16 protein-coding genes and 1 pseudogene are annotated in these 19,637 nt (G+C 34.5%); 3 read left to right on the forward strand and 14 right to left on the reverse strand.

All coding sequences use genetic code 11. The features are described 5' to 3' along the window. Window positions 1–99 (forward strand): annotated as a pseudogene (locus VB264_RS25175) (IS982 family transposase); the annotation flags it as partial. A 34-nt stretch (window positions 100–133) separates the two neighbouring features. On the opposite strand, the gene VB264_RS17350 reads toward VB264_RS25175, so the two are convergent. From VB264_RS17350 to VB264_RS17360, 3 genes are all read right to left on the reverse strand, one after another. Further along, the gene (locus VB264_RS17350; RefSeq protein ID WP_323251309.1) at window positions 134–3,685 is read right to left on the reverse strand and encodes a P-loop NTPase; all 3,552 of its coding nucleotides are present in this window, start codon (window positions 3,683–3,685) and stop codon (window positions 134–136) included. 208 nt (window positions 3,686–3,893) lie between these two features. Beyond that, entirely contained in the window at window positions 3,894–5,369 is a 1,476-nt protein-coding gene (pyk, locus tag VB264_RS17355; RefSeq protein ID WP_323251311.1) for a pyruvate kinase, read from the reverse strand. A gap of 286 nt (window positions 5,370–5,655) precedes the next feature. After that, window positions 5,656–6,162, reverse strand: a complete 507-nt coding sequence (locus tag VB264_RS17360; protein ID WP_323251313.1) for a PAS domain-containing protein — start codon at window positions 6,160–6,162, stop codon at window positions 5,656–5,658. Between the two features lie 112 nt (window positions 6,163–6,274). Between VB264_RS17360 and murC the strand changes: the two genes are divergently transcribed. Together murC and VB264_RS17370 are read left to right on the forward strand one after the other, a co-directional pair. Next, complete coding sequence (gene murC, locus VB264_RS17365; protein WP_323251315.1) at window positions 6,275–7,648, forward strand: UDP-N-acetylmuramate--L-alanine ligase; 1,374 nt, start codon at window positions 6,275–6,277, stop codon at window positions 7,646–7,648. An 82-nt stretch (window positions 7,649–7,730) separates the two neighbouring features. Next, window positions 7,731–10,079 carry a S9 family peptidase gene (locus VB264_RS17370; protein ID WP_323251317.1) on the forward strand — a complete coding sequence of 783 codons (2,349 nt, stop codon included), beginning with the start codon at window positions 7,731–7,733 and terminating at the stop codon, window positions 10,077–10,079. A gap of 203 nt (window positions 10,080–10,282) precedes the next feature. Here the strand turns inward: VB264_RS17370 and VB264_RS17375 are convergent, their stop codons facing one another. The 11 genes from VB264_RS17375 to VB264_RS17425 all read right to left on the reverse strand — a co-directional run bounded on the left by VB264_RS17375 (window position 10,283) and on the right by VB264_RS17425 (window position 19,531). Then, window positions 10,283–11,089 carry a Rossmann-fold NAD(P)-binding domain-containing protein gene (locus tag VB264_RS17375; RefSeq protein WP_323251319.1) on the reverse strand — a complete coding sequence of 269 codons (807 nt, stop codon included), beginning with the start codon at window positions 11,087–11,089 and terminating at the stop codon, window positions 10,283–10,285. Next, window positions 11,086–11,658 (reverse strand): nicotinate (nicotinamide) nucleotide adenylyltransferase, encoded by a 573-nt coding sequence (gene nadD / locus VB264_RS17380; RefSeq protein ID WP_323251320.1) that lies wholly within the window; start codon window positions 11,656–11,658, stop codon window positions 11,086–11,088. Before nadD ends, VB264_RS17375 begins: the two co-directional genes overlap by 4 nt. 105 nt (window positions 11,659–11,763) lie before the next feature. Continuing rightward, complete coding sequence (gene gmk, locus VB264_RS17385) at window positions 11,764–12,333, reverse strand: guanylate kinase (protein ID WP_323251322.1); 570 nt, start codon at window positions 12,331–12,333, stop codon at window positions 11,764–11,766. A 109-nt stretch (window positions 12,334–12,442) separates the two neighbouring features. Continuing rightward, window positions 12,443–12,649 (reverse strand): phosphohydrolase, encoded by a 207-nt coding sequence (locus tag VB264_RS17390; RefSeq protein ID WP_309915235.1) that lies wholly within the window; start codon window positions 12,647–12,649, stop codon window positions 12,443–12,445. Window positions 12,650–12,869: 220 nt separating this feature from the next. Continuing rightward, window positions 12,870–13,487 carry a sigma-70 family RNA polymerase sigma factor gene (locus VB264_RS17395; RefSeq protein ID WP_184129601.1) on the reverse strand — a complete coding sequence of 206 codons (618 nt, stop codon included), beginning with the start codon at window positions 13,485–13,487 and terminating at the stop codon, window positions 12,870–12,872. Window positions 13,488–13,653: 166 nt separating this feature from the next. Continuing rightward, window positions 13,654–14,160, reverse strand: coding sequence for a hypothetical protein (locus VB264_RS17400; RefSeq protein WP_309915233.1), 507 nt, complete (start codon window positions 14,158–14,160; stop codon window positions 13,654–13,656). A gap of 56 nt (window positions 14,161–14,216) precedes the next feature. After that, window positions 14,217–15,065 (reverse strand): rod shape-determining protein MreC, encoded by an 849-nt coding sequence (gene mreC / locus VB264_RS17405; protein WP_323251326.1) that lies wholly within the window; start codon window positions 15,063–15,065, stop codon window positions 14,217–14,219. A 120-nt stretch (window positions 15,066–15,185) separates the two neighbouring features. Then, a complete protein-coding gene (locus VB264_RS17410) occupies window positions 15,186–16,211 on the reverse strand; it encodes a rod shape-determining protein (protein WP_323251328.1) in 1,026 nt (341 codons plus the stop codon). A gap of 193 nt (window positions 16,212–16,404) precedes the next feature. Next, the gene (locus VB264_RS17415; protein ID WP_323251330.1) at window positions 16,405–17,061 is read right to left on the reverse strand and encodes a beta/alpha barrel domain-containing protein; all 657 of its coding nucleotides are present in this window, start codon (window positions 17,059–17,061) and stop codon (window positions 16,405–16,407) included. An 8-nt stretch (window positions 17,062–17,069) separates the two neighbouring features. Further along, complete coding sequence (locus VB264_RS17420; protein WP_323251332.1) at window positions 17,070–18,077, reverse strand: sugar kinase; 1,008 nt, start codon at window positions 18,075–18,077, stop codon at window positions 17,070–17,072. Further along, entirely contained in the window at window positions 18,074–19,531 is a 1,458-nt protein-coding gene (locus VB264_RS17425; protein WP_323251334.1) for a tagaturonate reductase, read from the reverse strand. The genes VB264_RS17420 and VB264_RS17425 overlap by 4 nt, the downstream gene beginning before the upstream one ends. Between the last annotated feature and the right edge of the window lie 106 nt (window positions 19,532–19,637).

Consider the following 19,637-nt stretch of genomic DNA (forward strand, 5'->3'; position numbering starts at 1 on the left):
GCAAAACTCCCTAAAAAGATTCATGCTGTCACTGCAAAAGGGTTTTTATTGAAAATTCTTTGCTTTATTATCATGTATATACTCGATAGACAGTTTTAACACTACGCAACTTACATTAAATATTCAAATTGTTTTAATCATCAATTTTTGCAATACTAATCTCATTACTTATTATTTTTTTAGCATTATTAGCAATAAATATTTCTAAATCATCAACTGAATTGAAACTAACATTCACTCGCTTGCTAAATTCTTCGAGGGATATTTTTTTTTGAAAAATTTTATTTAAAAGCCATTTCGCTGAATACGTTTCATTTTCACTTCCAATATTTTCGTTTATAAATTCTAAACAAAGCCATTTTATATATATTATCAAATCCATTTCTATTTTATGAGAGATAGCTAAAAACAATTCTTTACAAATCCATCTGGCTGTGTTTTCAGTCTCATAATCACCAACATTATTTTGTTCTATTTCTAATTTTGCCCATAATCGATAGAGGTTAATATTTTTTAAGTTTTTGATGCCTTCTCTACAAATCCATCGGGCTGTGTTTTCAATCTCATAATCTCCAATATTATTTTGTTCTATTTCTAATTTTGCCCATGACTCGTATAAGTCTGCATTTTTTGTATGTTTGATGCCTTCTCTACAAATCCATCGGGCTGTGTTTTCAGTCTCATAATCTCCAACATTATTTTGTTCTATTTCTAATTTTGCCCATAATCGATAGAGGTTAATATTTTTTGAGTTTTTGATGCCTTCTCTACAAATCCATCGGGCTGTGTTTTCAGTCTCATAATCTCCAACATTATTTTGTTCTATTTCTAATTTTGTCCATAATAGATAGAGGTCAATATTTTTTGTGTTTTTGATACCTTCTCTACAAATCCATCTGGCTGTATTTTCAGTCTCATAATCTCCAACATTATTTTGTTCTATTTCTAATTTTGCCCATAATTGATAGAGGTAAATATTTTTTGTGTTTTTGATGCCTTCTCTACAAATCCATCGGGCTGTGTTTTCAGTCTCATAATCTCCAACATTATTTTGTTCTATTTCTAATTTTGTCCATAATCGATAGAGGTCAATATTTTTTGTGTTTTTGATGCCTTCTTTACAAATCCATCTGGCTGTGTTTTCAGTCTCATAATCTCCAATATTATTTTGTTCTATTTCTAATTTTGTCCATAATAGATAGAGGTCAATATTTTTTGTGTTTTTGATGCCTTCTCTACAAATCCATCTGGCTGTGTTTTCTGTCTCATAATCTCCAACATTATTTTGTTCTATTTCTAATTTTATCCATAATCGATAGAGGCCAATATTTTTTGTGTTTTTGATACCTTCTATACAAATCCATCTGGCTGTGTTTTCAATCTCATAATTTCCAATATTATTTTGTTCTATTTCTAAATTTGCCCATAGTTGATACAATTCAGCATCATTAGTTTCTTGAACACTTTCCTTACAAATCCATAGAGCGGAATACTTTGTTGAATAATCCCCTATGTTATTTCTATCAATCTCTAAATTTATCCAATAAATACAATTGTGTGATAGAAAGCCAAAGCTTGCTGAAATTTGAAAAAGTAATCTGCTTAACTCTAAATTATCTTTAATATAATTATAAGGTAGATTCATTAATAGATATTCTCCAAATTTGTCCCCAACTTTCCTCGCCGAAAGTAAAATTGTTTCTAAAATATCAAGTTCATCTCTTTTCGGGGGCTCAATTTGAAAGATATATTTATAATAGAGTTCTGAGATTTGTGGATTTCTTGTAGTTATCTTCATACCATTATCTTGGATAAATGCTTCGCCAGTTAAAATAGACTGTATTTGTGAGAATGTTTTATCAATATTTTTTGTCCCGTTTTCCTTTAAACATTCTCTCAAAAATGCTTTTGTGCAATAACAATCTATTTCAGCATATCGCTTTGCTCGTAATTCTATGGTAACAATAATGGAAAGTGAAAATAATGCTGTTGAATCAACGTCCATTTTATCAATGTTTTCAACAATATCTTGGATTGTATCTTCAAAAGGTTTACCCTTTGTGATAGTAATCATTGTTGAAAGAAGGAAGTCTTCTCTTCTATCTTTTATTATTTTTTCTAAATCTTTCTTTTCATACTTAATTGGAATATTGGATTTAGTAAAAAGGTCGGCTAATCTTGAAACTTCATGTTCAGACAATTTTCCCAGTGAAAATTCACGATTAATTCCTTGGTTAATTCTTTTAGCTTCATCCGCAGTACTCAAAAAATACGTCCATTCATTTTTACGAGAAGCGATAACTATTTTTATATTTTTAGAACCAAAAGAGGATGCAAGAGTTCTTTTTTCTAACAAGCTATAAATATCGTTTCTTAGATTAGCATTATCCAAGAGTAATATCGTTGGTCTGTCATCAAAATGTAATGAACTCAAATTTAGGGATTCATTAAAATTAAAATCATAAACGACTCTGTATTTCTTGTCAAAATAGGCTATTCCGATTTGATGTAACAAAGTTGTTTTACCTTCCCCACCAGCACTTGTAAGAAGAATTACGTTATTTTCACTTAAACAGGCTTCTATATCTTTCAATACGTCTCTCTTAAATGTATGTTTTTTAATAATAAACCATTCAGGGCTTTTCCCATTTAAAAATTCTATTGCGTAATTTGAATTTTGTGGTTCTAAAAGGTTTACCTCCTTCAACTCGCTCCACCCTTTTTTTAACTCAGGTTTAAGTAATTGTTGAGTTTTTAAAAGTTCTCTTACCACTTTTACATTCTCTTTTATTTCAGTTGTGTCTCTTTTTATCTCTTTAGTAACAGAAAGTAATTCGTCCAACTTTCCAATAATCTCTACACAAAATACTTCAAATTTGCGGTTCAATTCTTCAAAAGAATGTGTAATTTGTGCTTTAAATTGTAGAGAATTGGCAGGTTCGGAGTCCTTATTTTCTAAGGCTAATTTTAAAGATTGTACTTCTTTTAAAATAGCTTCTGTAATGGCTTTTGTGGTTTTTACGTCCTTTTGGATGTCTTGCCAAATCCAAATTTGAAAGGCAATTCGTCCATTTTGGTTTTCTTTGAGGGCTTCTTTAAATGCCAAATCAAAGCAAAAAGGCAGCTTCTCTTTAAAAAATGCTCGTAATGCAATCCATTGTTCATCATTTTGTTCTTGCCCAGAAACCTCAAAAAGATATTGGGTAATATCATTTAAACAACCTTCTGGTTTTTCGAGCAATAACGTTTCAATATCTTCATCTTGAATCCAAAACTTCAAATCGGATTGCATATTTTTCAAAGTAGTTTCCTCTTCTTTGAAAGGATTAGGTTTGATTTTACTCCAAAAAGTAGTTTCTTGTTCTTGGGTAATTTTTTCGAGATACAGTTTTTTCACAAATCCAACAGAACGGACTGTTGCATCTTTCAACAAATTAGACAAATCATGATTGATTTTATCAGGATGTTCTTCAAATAATGTTTTTCTGAATTTCTGATAATCAATTTCTTCATTAAAACCTCCCATCAATTCAGGACCAATGGCTTGTACTGCTGTCTTACCAATTTCAAAAGCCGTAGAAATTGATAAAAAGCCGTTCTTATCAACGGCTTCCATTAAATCTTTGTTGGTCAAGCAATAACCAATGCCAGTAGCCAATAATTTTGAAATAGGGATTAGGGACATAGTATCTCCGTTTATTTTCCCTAAAAATAATCAGAAAGCCCAGTAAATTACATTTTGATGGAGAAATTTTATTTTATGGTTTTGTCAACTTGCGACAGCGAAAATCCGATCATTATTAAACTAAGTTTGCCTAAAACAATAAAAGCATCTCAAAAACACAAAAAAGCCCTGCAAATCAAATTTACAGGGCTTTTTCAATTATCTAAAACTATTCAACAATTCCTAATTGAACGGTATTAGTCTTCAATTTTTTATCAGAAGGTATGCTTAATGTTGATACGAAAGTATCACCAACTGCTAATAAACCTTTTTCCTTCAAGAAGTCAGTCATTCCTTTTACAGTTGCTTCAACATCATTTCCTTGGGTTTCATAATAGAAAACATTTGCTCCCCATAATAACCCCATTTCTTGCTGAACGGCTTTATTAGCTGTGAAGATATATAAACCTGCTTTAGGACGGTGAGCAGACAAACGGAAGGCTGTATAACCACTGTTTGTAATACATAAAATTGCTTTTGCTTCAGTATCACGTGCCAAACGACATGCACCAGCAATCATACGGTCGTTTAAAGGGAATGCTGTAGCACCTTTACTTAAAGAGTGGTTTTTGAAGTAAATTGAAGCCTCGTCACCTTTTACGATTTTAATCTCATTTTGTTGTTGTTCAACTACCTCTTGGATATGAGCCATCGTTTGAACAGCTTTCAAAGGATATGCTCCCGAAGCAGATTCACCACTTAACATCGTAGCAGAAGCTCCTTGCAATACAGCATTAGCTACATCTGAAGTTTCAGCACGAGTAGGTACTGGGTTAGAAATCATTGATTCTAACATTTGAGTAGCCACGATAACTGGTTTTCCAGCCAAAGTACACTTCTCAACCATTAACTTTTGTAAATGTGGTACTCTAGCACCGTCAATCTCAACACCTAAATCACCACGAGCAACCATGATAGCATCAGTAGCTTCGATAATTTCATCTAAATTATCAATCGCAAATGGCGTTTCGATTTTAGCAATAACCTTTGTATTCTTTTTACCATAAGCCTTGATTCTATCTTTGATATCATGAATATCAGCAGCAGTACGAACAAATGAAAGGGCTATCCAATCTACGCCATTATCTAAGCCAAAATATAAATCTTTAAGGTCTTTTTCAGTTAAACATGGTAAAGAAACCTTAGTGCCTGGTAGGTTAATACCTTTTTTAGATTTCAATACGCCACCGTAAATAACTTCTGTAATTACCTCTTTCTTTACTTTATCAATCTCTAAAACCTTAACTTCTAAATTTCCATCATCCATCAAAATTCTTTCTCCAACGTTTACATCTAAATACATAGAAGTATAAGTTGTACCAACACGTTCAGAGGTTCCCATTAAGTTTTCATCCATTACGAATGTTAAGGTATTTCCTGCGGTGATAGTAACGCCATTGTTTTCGACAAGTTGAGTACGAATTTTAGGACCTTGTAAATCCTGAAGCACTGCAAGATTTATATCTAATTCATCAGCTATTTCTCTGATTGTGTTTAGTCTTTGTAAATGATCTTCGTGTGAGCCGTGCGAAAAATTTAGTCGGAAAATATTTACACCTGCTTTAGCAAACTTAACCAGCATTTCTTTTGAATCAGACGCCGGACCTACTGTTGCTACGATTTTAGTTTTTCTTTGATAAGACATATTTCTGTTAATTATTCAATCTTGATGGTTCAATTAGATAATATACTGCGAAATTACATTTTACTATTTATACTTTGAATTAATTTTATGTGTTTTCTTCGAGAAGTTTAATTTTTATTTTACAAATATAATTTTATCAAGAAAATAAGTAACCAAATCTACAGTATATATTTCAAGAAATATCAATAATAATATTTTGTCTTCATCTATTTTTTCAAATGATTATTCTTCCAATAAAAAATCCCACAAAACAATTGCTTCATGGGATTAGTCATCATCATTTATACTAAACTAGTTCATGTTCTAAGGCTATAAAATTACTTAATACATTATCTCGGTTAAATACAGGTAAAATATCAACTCTACAGAGGTAAGAATCTCCATCTTTACGGTAATTGATTACTTTTCCCGAAAATGGAGCCCTGAGATTTAGACTTTCTCTAATCAATTGTCGTGTTACTAAAGATGTTTCTTTACCTTGAAGAAAATTCGGAGATTTACCTACTGCTTCATTAAAGCCATAGCCAGTCATTCTGGTAAAACCCTTGTTTACCCATTGAATTTTTTCTTTTGGACAAGTTATGACAACAGTATTTTCTCGAAGTTTTATAAAGTCAAGAACCATATTTAAATCAAAATCCCAAGCCTTATTTTTAGCATACTCTTTCAAGAAATCATAGTCGCTAGTACCATTACCAGCAATACTCATAAATTCAAAGGCATACAATAGTGGACTTACCACACGAACTCCCTTAAAAGTATCACAATGGACTTTGGTAGATAGATTTGTCATTTTACAAAAAATTAATATTATACTTATTGATAATGGTAAGACTTTGTAAAATCATTTTGTTTTAATTTTTTTAAAATATCTTTGTTCTAATGAAATTTAACCCTTGATAAAAGTGAATCTTAAAGTCCTAAAACACATTTATTTTCTTGGCATAGGTGGCATCGGTATGTCGGCAATTGCACGTTGGTTTATTGCCAATGGATATTCGTTAGCTGGCTATGACAAAACCGCTACCCCCTTGACCAATGCTTTACAAGCCGAAGGAATCCCTGTTCATTTCTCTGATAACATCAATTTGATTCCCGCTGAGGTTTTAGCGAATAAAGAAGAAACTTTAATCGTCTATACACCCGCTATACCTAAAGATAACCTTGAATTTAATTATTTAAAAGATAATGGTTTCACATTGATGAAGCGTTCGCAAGTATTGGGGTTATTAACCAAAAGCTTCTATACCATTGCAGTTTCTGGTACACATGGCAAAACCACTACTTCATCGATGGTATCGCATATTCTAAAACAGGCTGGTAAAAACGTTACCGCTTTTTTAGGGGGAATCACACAGAATTATGGTACCAATTTTTTAATCAATGAATCTCCTGATGATGTAATTTGTGTGGTAGAAGCTGATGAGTTCGACCGTTCGTTTCTTACACTATATCCTAATCTAACCATTGTTACTTCAACAGATGCCGACCATTTAGATATTTATGGTGACCACAGTCAGTTGCTAGAATCTTTTCAATTATTCGTTTCTCAGCTCAAAGATGGCGGAAAATTGTACCAACGCAAAGGGTTGAATTTAGCAGGTTTTACCAAGAATGAATCGGCAGAATATTCATTAAATGAAGGTGATTTTTATGCACAAAACCTTAGGATTGAAAATGCAGAAATGATTTTTGATATTATCTATCCAAATGGTATTATTAAAGATTGTACTTTGCTGACGCCTGGTTTTCATAACGTAGAAAATGCTTTGGCAGCTACGGCCGTAGCTTTAGAAGCAGGATTGACGGCTGAACAAATCAAACAGGGTATTTGCAGTTTTGGTGGTGTAAAACGTCGCTTTGAATACCATATCCGTTCAGAGAAAATTGTTTATATCGACGATTACGCCCATCATCCTACCGAAATACAGGCCTTTTTATCTTCTGTGAAGGCATTATATCCAACGCGTAAATTAACGGTAGTATTTCAGCCACATTTGTTTACACGTACCCGTGACTTCCAAGAAGGCTTTGCAGAAAGCTTGAGCTTGGCTGACGATTTAATTTTATTAGATATTTATCCAGCGAGGGAATTACCTATCGAAGGCGTTACGTCGCAAATTATTTTCGATAAGGTAACATCGCCTATCAAAACACTTTGCAGTAAAGAAAAAGTATTAGACTTATTAGAGGCCAAACAGCCTGAGCTAATAGTAACCGTTGGTGCTGGTGATATTGATACGCTGATTTCTAAGATTAAGGAATGGGGGATTAGTTAGATATAGGGCTTATATTAGATACCTTATAAAAAGGTGTCTAATATAAATTAATAGATGTAAATTATAGTAAAAACTCATCAACATGAAAAAAATACTTACCCTACTTATTACCACTTGTTTTTGTTTTACACTGTATGCTCAACAATTGAGTGTTGAACATATTATGCAAGACCCTAAATTTACCATTGGAGCTTTGCCTTCTTCTATCAATTGGTCGGAGGATAGTAAAATGGTTTATTTTAATTGGAATCCATTCAGAAATAAGGCGGATTCGTTATATGGGGCTTCTGTCACTGAAAAAAAACCATTTAAAATAGCTCCTCAAACACGTAGAGCTTTACCTTCATTTTCGGGGGTATATAATAGAGATTTCTCTAAAAAAATCTATACAAAAAATGGCGATTTGTTTTTGCTAGACTGCAAAACAATGGCTGTTCGCCAGATTACTAATACTGTTGAAACGGAAGGTAACCCTAATTTTAATGGCAAGGAAAACAAAATTATTTATACCAAAGCCAGCAACTTGTTTAGCTTTGATTTATCCACTGGCGAAACAGAACAACTCAGCAATTTTTTAAGTGGAGCTAAAAAAGCGGAAGCAAAGCTAAATGAACAAGAAAAATGGCAAAAAACTGACCAGTTAAGTCTTTTTGAAATATTAAAAGAACGTGCTGATAAGAAAAAGCAGGGAGATATAATTGCCAAAGCTGATTTGCCTAAACGTGCCAAAGAGATTTATATTGATGATAAAAGAGTAGATATTCAGACTTTGAGTCCTGATGAAAATTATATTACCTATCGTTTAACTAAATCGGCAACGGGTGCTAAAAATGCTGTTGTGCCAAGCTATGTAACCGAATCGGGGTTTACCGAAGATTTGCCTGCTAGAACCAAAGTAGGTGCGCCGATGCCAAGTTATGAGTTTTGGGTATATGACATCAAAAAAGATACCGCTTTACAGGTTTCTACGAAGGAGATTGAGGGAATTTATGACCAACCTGATTATTTAAAAGATTATGCTAAAAAAGATACGACCAAAAATAAAAAGGTAGAACCTAGAAAAGTAATCTTTAGTGAAGTCGTATGGTCGGAAGATGGTAAATATTGTGTCTTGGTTGTAAGAAGTCAGGATAATAAAGACCGTTGGATTTTGAAATTGGATGTTGCTACCCGAAAACTGAAGACTATCGACAGACAAAGAGATGAGGCTTGGATTGGCGGACCGGGGATTAATTTCGGAAATATTGGTTTTTTAGGGGATAATCAAACGGTATATTATCAATCAGAAGAAGATGGTTATTCTCATATTTACACTGCCAACTTAGCAACTGGGGCTAAAAAACAATTAACAAAAGGTAAATTTGAAGTACAGAGCCTTCAACTATCAAAAGACAAACTATTTTTTTATTTTACTTCAAACGAGGTACATCCAGGAGAACAGCATTTTTATAAAATGGCTGTAACAGGTGGGGATAGAATACGTTTAACAAAAATGACGGGCTCGAACCAAGTGGTGCTTTCACCCGATGAAACCAAATTAGCGTATTTGAATTCTTATTCAAATCGTCCTTGGGAAGTGTATATTCAAGACAATATTGTAAATGCTCCCCCTACCCAGATTACTAAATCACAAAGTCAGCAGTTTAAAGAATACAAATGGCGTGAGCCTGAAATCATTACTTTTAGTGCAAAGGATGGCGCTGAGGTATATGCTCGTTTATATGAAGCCAAAGGAGAGAAAGGGAAAAAACCAGCAGTAATCTTTGTACATGGTGCGGGGTATCTACAAAATGTACATAAATGGTGGAGCCAGTATTTCCGTGAATATATGTTCCATAATATGTTAGTTGATAACGGTTATACTGTCCTAGATATTGATTACCGTGGTTCATCAGGTTATGGTAGAGATTGGCGTACAGGCATTTATCGTTTTATGGGTGGTAAAGATTTGACAGACCAAGTAGATGGAGCAAAATGGCTGGTTGAAAACCAAGGGGTAGACCCTAAAAAAATCGGTATTTATGGTGGTTCATATGGTGGTTTTATTACTTTGATGGCAATGTTTACTACGCCAGATGTATTTGCTGCGGGTGCTGCACTAAGACCTGTAACAGACTGGGCGGCCTATAATCACCCTTATACGGCAAACATTCTGAATGAACCCCAAACAGACTCTATTGCATATCGCAAAAGCTCACCAATATATTATGCAGATGGATTGAAGGGAAATCTATTGATATGTCATGGTATGATAGATGTAAATGTACATTATCAAGATGCTGTTCGTTTGGCTCAAAGGCTGATTGAATTGAAAAAAGACAACTGGGAATTGGCATCTTATCCGATGGAAGACCATGGTTTTGTAGAACCTACTTCGTGGATAGATGAATACAAGCGTATCTTTAAACTGTTTGAAAGAACGCTTAAATAATGGTGAATTGTGAGTTAGTGAATTAGTGATTAATTGGTCATCGGAAATCGGATTTCAGATAGCAGCTAATCATTATAATCTATTATAATCTTGTAGCGGTAACCCTTGCGGTTACCGTTTCTTGTATCCGATAAACGGTAACTGCAAGGGTTACCGCTACAAGAAATTTAAATCACACAATTCACTAACTCACAACTCACTAATTAATCAACCTTATATTTAAAATCCAATGGATTAGCATATTTAAACTGATAGCCAGTTTGTTGTATGAGCTTCTGAGGACTTATAATTTTAAAGGGAATAGGCTCAGTAGCTTCTTCAAAAATAGGTTTTTCAAACCCATATTCTTCACAGTTCTTTAAAAATACCGCTTCCCGAACGGGATGTTCTGGCGAAACAGCATTAAAAGTCTCCTGCCAAATACCCTTTTCAAGTATCATCGCAATAATGCCTATTACATCGTCTTGGTGTATATAATTGACAGGAATTTGTCCCGTATTTATACGTTTACCAGCAAAATACTTCGCCCCTATTCTTTCCTGTCCCATCAACCCTCCACAACGCAAGATTGTTGTTGCTAAGTCCAGTCCTTTTAACAGATTCTCTACCTTTATCAACGCAGAAGACGCTATCACTTCGTCGTCTTCGGTGATTGTTCTATTCAAATCTGGATATACAGAAGTAGATGATGTATAGAGAATAGATTGAATACTGGATGAAGAAAGAGAGGTAATTAATGATTGTATTTGTTGTACATGATAGTCTTCCCCAAATTTGCCAGCACGAGGAGGAATGCAAATAATTAAGACATCTGAATTCAGGAACTCTGCAAGATTATCGCTTTCAACTTCGGGAGAGAATTTAACCACAAAAGGACTAATACCCACAGCTTGCAATAATGGGAATTTAGCTTCAGAGGTAGTAGAACCTTTTACTTGATGTCCTTGTGCTACTAAATACTTACCTAAAGGCAAGCCTAGCCAACCGCAACCTAAAATGCTAATTTTCATAAGTAAAATTTTTTCCTCAAAATGAACTCTTCCACTGCCTCGGGAATCATATAACTGATTGATTGTCCATTCTTTAAGCATTCTCGAATAAAAGTGGCAGAAATATCCAATAAAGGTGCTTTGACTAAACGTACGTTAGGATGTTTCTCTAAATCACTCAGTTCGGCATTGGGGCGGGGATAAACATATAAGCCGAAGTATTCTAATATCTTATCGTGGTTTTTCCAGTTTGGAAATTGAGCCAAGTTATCACCACCAATAATCAATTTAAATTCATGTTGTGGATGCTTCTCTTGTAAACGGATTAGTGTATCAATCGTGTAAGAAGGTTTGGGCATCGAAAATTCGATATTAGTTACTTTGAATCTAGGATTATCAGCGATGGCTTTTTCAACCATATCCAAACGATCAAATTCGTGTAATAGCGATTTATTCTTTTTAAATGGATTCTGTGGCGACACTACAAACCAGACTTGTTCTAAGTCGGTAGTAGTAGCCATTACGTTGGCAACTATTAAATGCCCAATATGGATGGGATTGAAAGAACCAAAAAAGAGACCTATTTTCATATAGTTCTGAGCTCTTAAGATTTGAGCAACAAGCTATGAACAATTATTATTATTGGTATTAACAAATGGATAAGCTCATAGCTCAATACTCACAGCTTTTAAAGCTTAGTTTATAAATTCATCAAATAGTTTTTGAGCTTTTCTGAATGCCTCTGTTAAATCATCATTCAATAACACAATATCAAATTTATCTTGGAATGACATTTCAAAATTCATTTTGAATACTCTCTTAGAAATAGAGTCTTCCGAATCTGTACCACGTTCGCGCAAGCGTTTTTCTAGCTCTTGTACGCTTGGTACTTTTACAAAGATAGACAACGCTCGTTCTTTGTAATATTCCTTCAATTTTACTCCTCCACGAACATCCACATCAAAAATCACATGTTTACCAGATGCCCATAAACGTTCAATTTCTGACTTCAACGTACCGTAATAAGCACCAGGGTAAACTTCTTCCCATTCTACAAATTCATCTTTATCAATCTTAGTTTTGAATTCCTCTGGCGTCATAAAGTGATAATCTTTTCCATTTTCTTCATTCCGTCCACGTTTGTCACGCGTGCAAGCAGAAATAGAAAATCCAAGATTGGCATTATTGGCAAGCAAGTGCTTAACAATAGTAGTTTTGCCCGAACCAGAAGGGGCAGAGAAGATAATAAGTTTTCCGTTTTCCAATTTTCAACAAGTAAAATACCCTAATTAATTAAAAGTAAAAGGCTATTAAGTATATCGTAAACAAAACGACCAACTTAATAACCTTTATTTTTTGAGCTTAAATACTCAATTATAATGCACTTATTTTCTTTTTGATACAATCAATCAAACTCGTCGGAACACATTTCTTTTCCAATCTTAATTGCATTGTTTCTTTAATACACTTTTCCAATTCATATCCTTTCTCACACGGCAAACATTTATCCATGTTCTGTTTAAATTGGGCTATTTGCTCTTCTGATGCCTGACCGTCCACAATTAATTGAACTAATTTCATGCATTCAGATTGATGCTCACAGCTTGTTTTTTTTTGAATTTTTTCAACCTCGGAAACCATTATTCTATTGGATTAAACAAATTTTAATTTGGCGTTGTATTGGGGTTACTATTTATGATAATCAAGTAGTTATTGAACAGGAAGGTTGTAAAAAAAATTCCCATATACTAAAAAATATAAAAAATTTCTTGATTATAATTATTTTTCCATCAATAGTTGACTATTCTGCCATGCTGTCAGCATTTACGTCATAGCCCAAAGATTTGGCATACGATTTCAATTTTTCTTTTAACAACATTCTGGCACGGTGTAAACGAGAACGTACGGTTCCTATAGGTATATCTAATATCTTCGCCATTTCTTCATAAGTAAACCCTTCAACATCACATAGTATAATAACAGTACGAAAATCAACAGGTAAAGCATTTAGCGCATTGGCAATTTCATCTCCAATTAAATCTTGAACAGTATCTGCTCTTAAATCAACTGTTTGAGTAGTTTCTGCGTCTTCTTCTGAATTATAAGTTGTTTCAACATCCTGATAATCAACCTTCGACGGCTCTTTAGATTTCTTCCTAAAATCGTTAATAAAACTATTCTTCAGGATTCTGAACAGCCATGCTTTAGCATTAGTTCCCTCGGCAAATGAATTGATAAATCTAAATGCTTTCAGGTATGTGTCTTGAACAAGGTCGTTAGCATCATCCTCATCGTTTGTCAGACGGAAGGCAAAGTTGTACATTGAGTCAATGTACGGCATAAACTCTTTTTCGAAAACTCTGTGTTTTTCTACTTCAGTATAGGTTTGAGTTATTTTAATTTCTTCTTGCTCGTCCATGATTGCTGCTGAATATCACTTGATAAAAATAGAAAATGATACCGTAATTATCAAGTAATTTATTGAATCTACATTACATTGTTTTAGATAATCTCTATAAACAAACAACTTGCCAAGCATGATTTGAACTTTTTTCCTGACAAAAAGGCGTAAAACTTTTTTTATTTTAATCTTTTCTAAATAACTGGATAATTACAATTACTAATGTAGTAAAAATCGTGCTAGCAATCACTTTTGCTAAGATGGGGAGAATAAGCCCGAAATTGGAGGCCTCTAATGAAAATAAAATAAAGTGATGAATAACCGTCAATATCATTACATAGGTCAGAAACCAAGATACCCCCATTGATTTCAAACTTAGTATTTGGCGTTCGTCATAGCCTCTCTGAGGCACCAATAAAGCCAAAATTGGTGTACGAATATAAGCGATGAATGTCATGGCTGCTGCATTAGCACCAATGGTATTATAAAATATATCAACAAACATTCCTGCAATAAAACCTAAGAAAATCAATTGGACTCTATTAATATCAAAAGGAAGCAAAATGACCGTAGCTACATAAACAAAACAAAATGCGTGATTGAGAAATACCAATTGTCTAACAAAGAAAATTTGCAACAAAAGATAAAATATAAAAGTAAGTATTTGAGGAAAAATATTTCTTGGAGTCATTATTAATTAGATTGCCGAGTTTATAATGGCTATGCAAATTATTGGAAAATAGTACGCTATTTTTTTACTTCACTATCAGTACTTTCTAAGGTTCTTTGTTCTTTTTCTAGTTTGTTATTTATAACATATACATACGAAAGCGTACTAAAGTCAGTGGCCAATTTTACTTTTATGTCATGAAAAGTTTGGTCTGGTTTTAAACCTACTTTGCTAACGTAACCAATGACGATGTTCGACGGGAAGACGTAATTGAAGTCTGACGTCATTACAGTATCCTTTACTTTCACATTTTTGTACCTTGAAACATCTGTCATTTCTACGACAGAAGGATTCAGTCCATCCCATTTGATAGAGCCGATTTCATTGTTGCTTTTAATCTTGGCAGAAACAGTATATTCTGAATGTAGTATAGAGATTATTCTTGAATAATGTTCCGAACATGATTTTATTTTACCTACTACGCCCGTTGAAGAAATTACTCCCATCCCAGGTGCTAAACCATCAGCCGTACCTTTATCTATCGTAATATAGTTATTAAACTGAGCTACGCTTAGGTTAGTAACTTTGGCTACCGTAACCTTAAAGCGAGCTGCCACAGCAGAATCAGCTTTGTAATTGATGATAGAGTGAGTAATGGGCGTTTGTTGAGCTTGTAGCTTCTCTACTAACTCATAAAGTCTTTTATTTTCCGAGCTTAAATCTTCATTCACTTTGCTCAGGTTAGAATACTCTACGATACTATTGGAAATATCCAATGCTTGTGCAGCATAATAGTTCGTAGTGTTGAACATGATAGCACTGGGGTAATTATTATATGAATAAAAAAACCACAGACTCAGTACCTCCAATAATGCAAACAAAATGAAGGCTCGTTTCCTAGAGATAAATTGGATTAACTGATACATTTATTAAAAGAAGAATCTTGGAATAATTGATTTGACAGAAAAGGCTATAATGTAAAAATGAGTAAACGAAAGAACATAAAAATATCATTCTTTCATTTACTCATTCCTTAGCCTAGTTAATTAAGAGATGAGAATAGGCTTGAAATGGTCGAGGTGTTTTAATACTTCACCTGTTCCACGCACTACAGCTCTTAATGGATCATCAGCAATATGAATAGGCAATTTAGTTTTGTTAGCTAAACGCTTATCTAAACCATGCAACAACGCTCCTCCACCTGTTAAATGAATACCATTGTGATAAATATCTGCCGAAAGTTCAGGAGGTGACACCTCTAGGGCTTTCATTACGGCTTCTTCAATTTTAGAAATTGATTTATCTAGGGCATAAGCAATCTCTGAATAAGTAACCTTTATTTCTTTCGGGATACCAGTCATTAAGTCACGTCCACGGATTTCATAATCTGCTGGTGGATTTTCCAATTCTGGCAACGCTGAACCTACTTCTATTTTGATTAACTCTGCCGAACGCTCACCAATCAATAAATTATGCTCGCGACGCATATAATCAACAATATCACGGGTAAATACATCTCCAGCGATACGTACTGAAGCCTCACAAACAATACCTGAAAGCGCAATGACTGCTATTTCGGTAGTACCTCCGCCAATATCCACAATCATTGAACCGTTTGGTTGTTCAATATCTATTCCAATACCTATTGCCGCAACGATAGGTTCATGAATCATATACACTTCTTTTGCTCCAGCGTGTTCACAAGAATCTTTTACCGCTCTTTTTTCTACCTCTGTAATTCCAGAAGGAATACAAACAACCATTCGGTGAGATGGCGTAAAGAAACGACTTCCCGTATCAATCATTTTTATCATTCCCCGAATCATCAATTCGGCTGCCGTAAAGTCAGCAATCACTCCGTCTTTCAAAGGACGAATCGTTTTGATATTATCATTGGTTTTTTCGTGCATCTGCATTGCCTTGTTACCAATGGCTAATACTTTATTGCTCAATTTATCAAGGGCAATAATTGATGGTTCGTCAACCACAATTCTATCTTTATGGATAATTAACGTATTGGCAGTGCCAAGGTCAATCGCAATGTCTGAAGTCAGGAAATTGAATAATCCCATTTTGTGAATTTGTTCTTTATTTTTTATATTTCTTTTGAACAGGTATTGTGTAAAGTTAGTCAATTTAAACTACCTGTTATCGGATATTCTTGTAAAAGTACAAAATTAATGAGAATGTAAGAGATTACCTTAAAACCACGAGGAAAAATTAGTAGGAATTAAAGCCAAGAAGATAAAATATGATAAATAGCCCTTAGTTTTTAATAACATTAAGGCATTCTTTGACAGTATTTTCAATCCAATTGAAATTATTATTATCTAAAATTGACTTCGGAAACAACTGTCCGCCCATGCCAACAGCTTTAGCACCAGCGTTGAACCATGTAGTTAGGCTTTGTTCATTGGGTTCTACGCCACCAGTAATCATCATTTCTACCTGAGGCATCACTGTCTTGACTGATTTTACAAAAGAAGGGTTTAAAATATTGGCTGGAAATATTTTTACAATATCTGCTCCTAACTGATTAGCCTTATAAATTTCGTTGGGCGTAAGTACCCCTGGAAACCAAGCCATGTTATTTTGTTGGCAAACATTAGCTACGCCAGCATCTAGCGTTGGCTGAACGATAAAGTCTGTATCTAAACTGACAAAATATTCAGCCTCCTGAGCATTGAAGATAGTGCCGATACCGATTGCCATATCTGGAAAGTCTGTGCGAATATATTTTACCAACTCTGCAAAAACTTTATCGGCACCCACACCACGATTTGTGTATTCAAAAACCCTGATACCACCATTATAACAGGCTTTTACTACGGCCTTACTCTTTTCTACATCGGGATGGTTGAAAAGAGGCATAATAGGGGTTTCGCTTAGTTTTGTATAAAGTAGTGTTTTTGAAAACTTCATAATCGGTTTTATCTTCTTAGTTTTCCACTGACATCGCCATTCATTACTGCTTCGATTTCGCTTACTGAAGATAGGTTAAAATCGCCCTCTATGGTGTGTTTTAAAGCAGAAGCTGCTACCCCAAATTCTATTGCTTTCTGTGTATTCTGATAGATGATTTCGCCAAAAATAAACCCTGCCATAAAGGCATCTCCTCCGCCAATTCTATCAACAATATCAGGAATATTTATTTGCTTGGTTTCTAACATTTCAAATCCGTTCCAACACTTTCCTGTTAAAGTATTGTGTGAAGCAGAAATTTGACCTCGTTTGGTAGTTAATACTTTTTTCAATTTTGGAAAACGGTCGGTCAGTTGTTGACAAACTGATTTAAAACTTCTCTTGTCGTCATTAGGAACTATCCCAAACATATCTTCAGCATCGCCTTTACTGCAAATAATTACATCGCAATTTTCAATCAGTTCAGGCATTATTTCATTGGGCCTTTTTCCCCATTTCCATAAATTAGAACGATACCCCACATCTGCGGAGACTTTTAAACCTAAACGACTAGCCGTTTGGGCGGCCTCTAAACAAGCCAGAGCGGCGCTTTCTGAAATAGCGGGGGTGATACCTGTGAAATGAAACCACTGGGCGTCTTCAAAGATATGCTCCCAATTAAATTCCGAAGGCTTGAGGGTAGCAAAGGCTGAATCGGCTCTGTCATAAATTACCTTACTTGGTCTCATGGCTGCTCCCTGTTCTACATAGTAAATGCCTATGCGGTCGCCCCCTCTTACAACATCATCCATACTAAGCCCGTACCGTCTGTATGTATTGATGGCGGCATTACCCAAATCATTGTCAGGGAAACGGGTGACATGGCTCGCTGGAACCCCCATAATAGCCAATGAGGACGAAACATTCGCTTCGCCCCCACCAAAATTAATATCAAAACTTGTCGCCTGTTGAAAGCGAGTATGACGTGGCGTGCTGAGCCTCATCATTATCTCACCGAAAGTGACTACTTTTTTCATAAATATTTCCTCACTGCGTCTGAAAATCCTTCTAACTGTGTTAAATCTTCACCCCACAAGCTTCTGTTAGATAATACTTTGTCTAAATCAAAGTTTTCCCAAGCTTCGTAAAAGTATGGTGCGAAATTACAATTGATTGGGTAATATTCACCATTACATTCTCCGAAATAATTACCATTTACTTCTTTTTCAGCTTTCATGAACTGTAAATAAGCGGCAAAGCCCATGGCAAACAATTCGGGTGCTTTACCAAATTCACGATAATATTGCAAAAGAATAGGCACATTACGCATTTTCATTTTGGCAGTGTACTGAACGGTAATGTCTAATAATTTATGTTGTAAGAAAGGGTTACGGAAACGATCTAACACCATTCTACCGAAACGGTCTCTGATTTTAGGGTCAATCTTGTAAGGAATTGCTAAAGATACTTCCCCTAACATCATATTAGTAATAATTTTACTTAAATAATTATTACTCATTACATCTTTTACCAAACGGAAACCTAGTAAATATGCCATTCCGCAGGTTAAAGTATGTGTTCCGTTAAGCATTCGTAGCTTTAATTCACGATAAACTTCAATGTCTTTTTCGATAATCACTCCCGAATCAACAGCAGCAAATGATAGGATATTTCGGATTTTTTCATCTCCCTGAATTGCCCAAAGACGATACACTTCTGAAAGTATCATCAAATCGTCTTGATAAGAAAATTTCTTTTCTATTTCTTTACAAATCTCTTGGTCAGGTTTTCCCGGTACAATTCTATCGACTAATGAATTACAGAAGTAGTTGTGGTTTTCAAGCCATTCGATAAATTCAGGTTCAAGTCCGTTGCGATGTGCTTGTTCCAATACAATTTCTTGTAACTTATCTCCATTCCCAACGATTAATTCAGTGGGGACAATTACCATCCCACTTTTAGCAGAACCTTTGAATACTTGCCAACGCTCATATAAAAACGCTAATAGTTTTACAGGGAATGACTGTGGAGGATTATTTGTTATCTTATCGTTTTCTAATAAAGTGATACCTACCTCAGTAGTATTAGAAATGATTATTTGCATTTCAGGGTTTTTAGCACAAGCTAGTATTTCCTTCCACTGAGAACGTGCCGAAATAGTACGAGAAATAGAAGCATTGATAATATATTCTTCTACTTTCTGTCCATTTTCCAATCCTTTTACGGCATGGGTAAAAAGTCCGTCTTGTTCATTAAAATCATCTGTACCCCCTTTATCTGTAGATTTAACTACTACTACACGACCATTGAAAATACCTTTTTTATTAGCCTTGTCAATAAAATAATCACAAAGTCCTCTTAATAAAACACCAGTACCAAATTGAAGTACTTTCTCAGGAAGTTCAAAAATTTTATCACTAGGTAACTCAACAAGTTTACTCAAATTTTCAGCATTAGCCGCTAAATATTCTCTGGTCAGTTTTTGATTCATTGTCTCACAATATTTATATTTATTTATTTTAAAGCCCTTAGGCACTGGTTATCTACTCATTGAAGCTGTTTAAACTTTCCCTTTCGGGTTAAACTAAGTCTTTTAG

It is taken from the genome of Arcicella aquatica (assembly GCF_034928825.1).
Lineage (GTDB): Bacteria > Bacteroidota > Bacteroidia > Cytophagales > Spirosomataceae > Arcicella > Arcicella aquatica.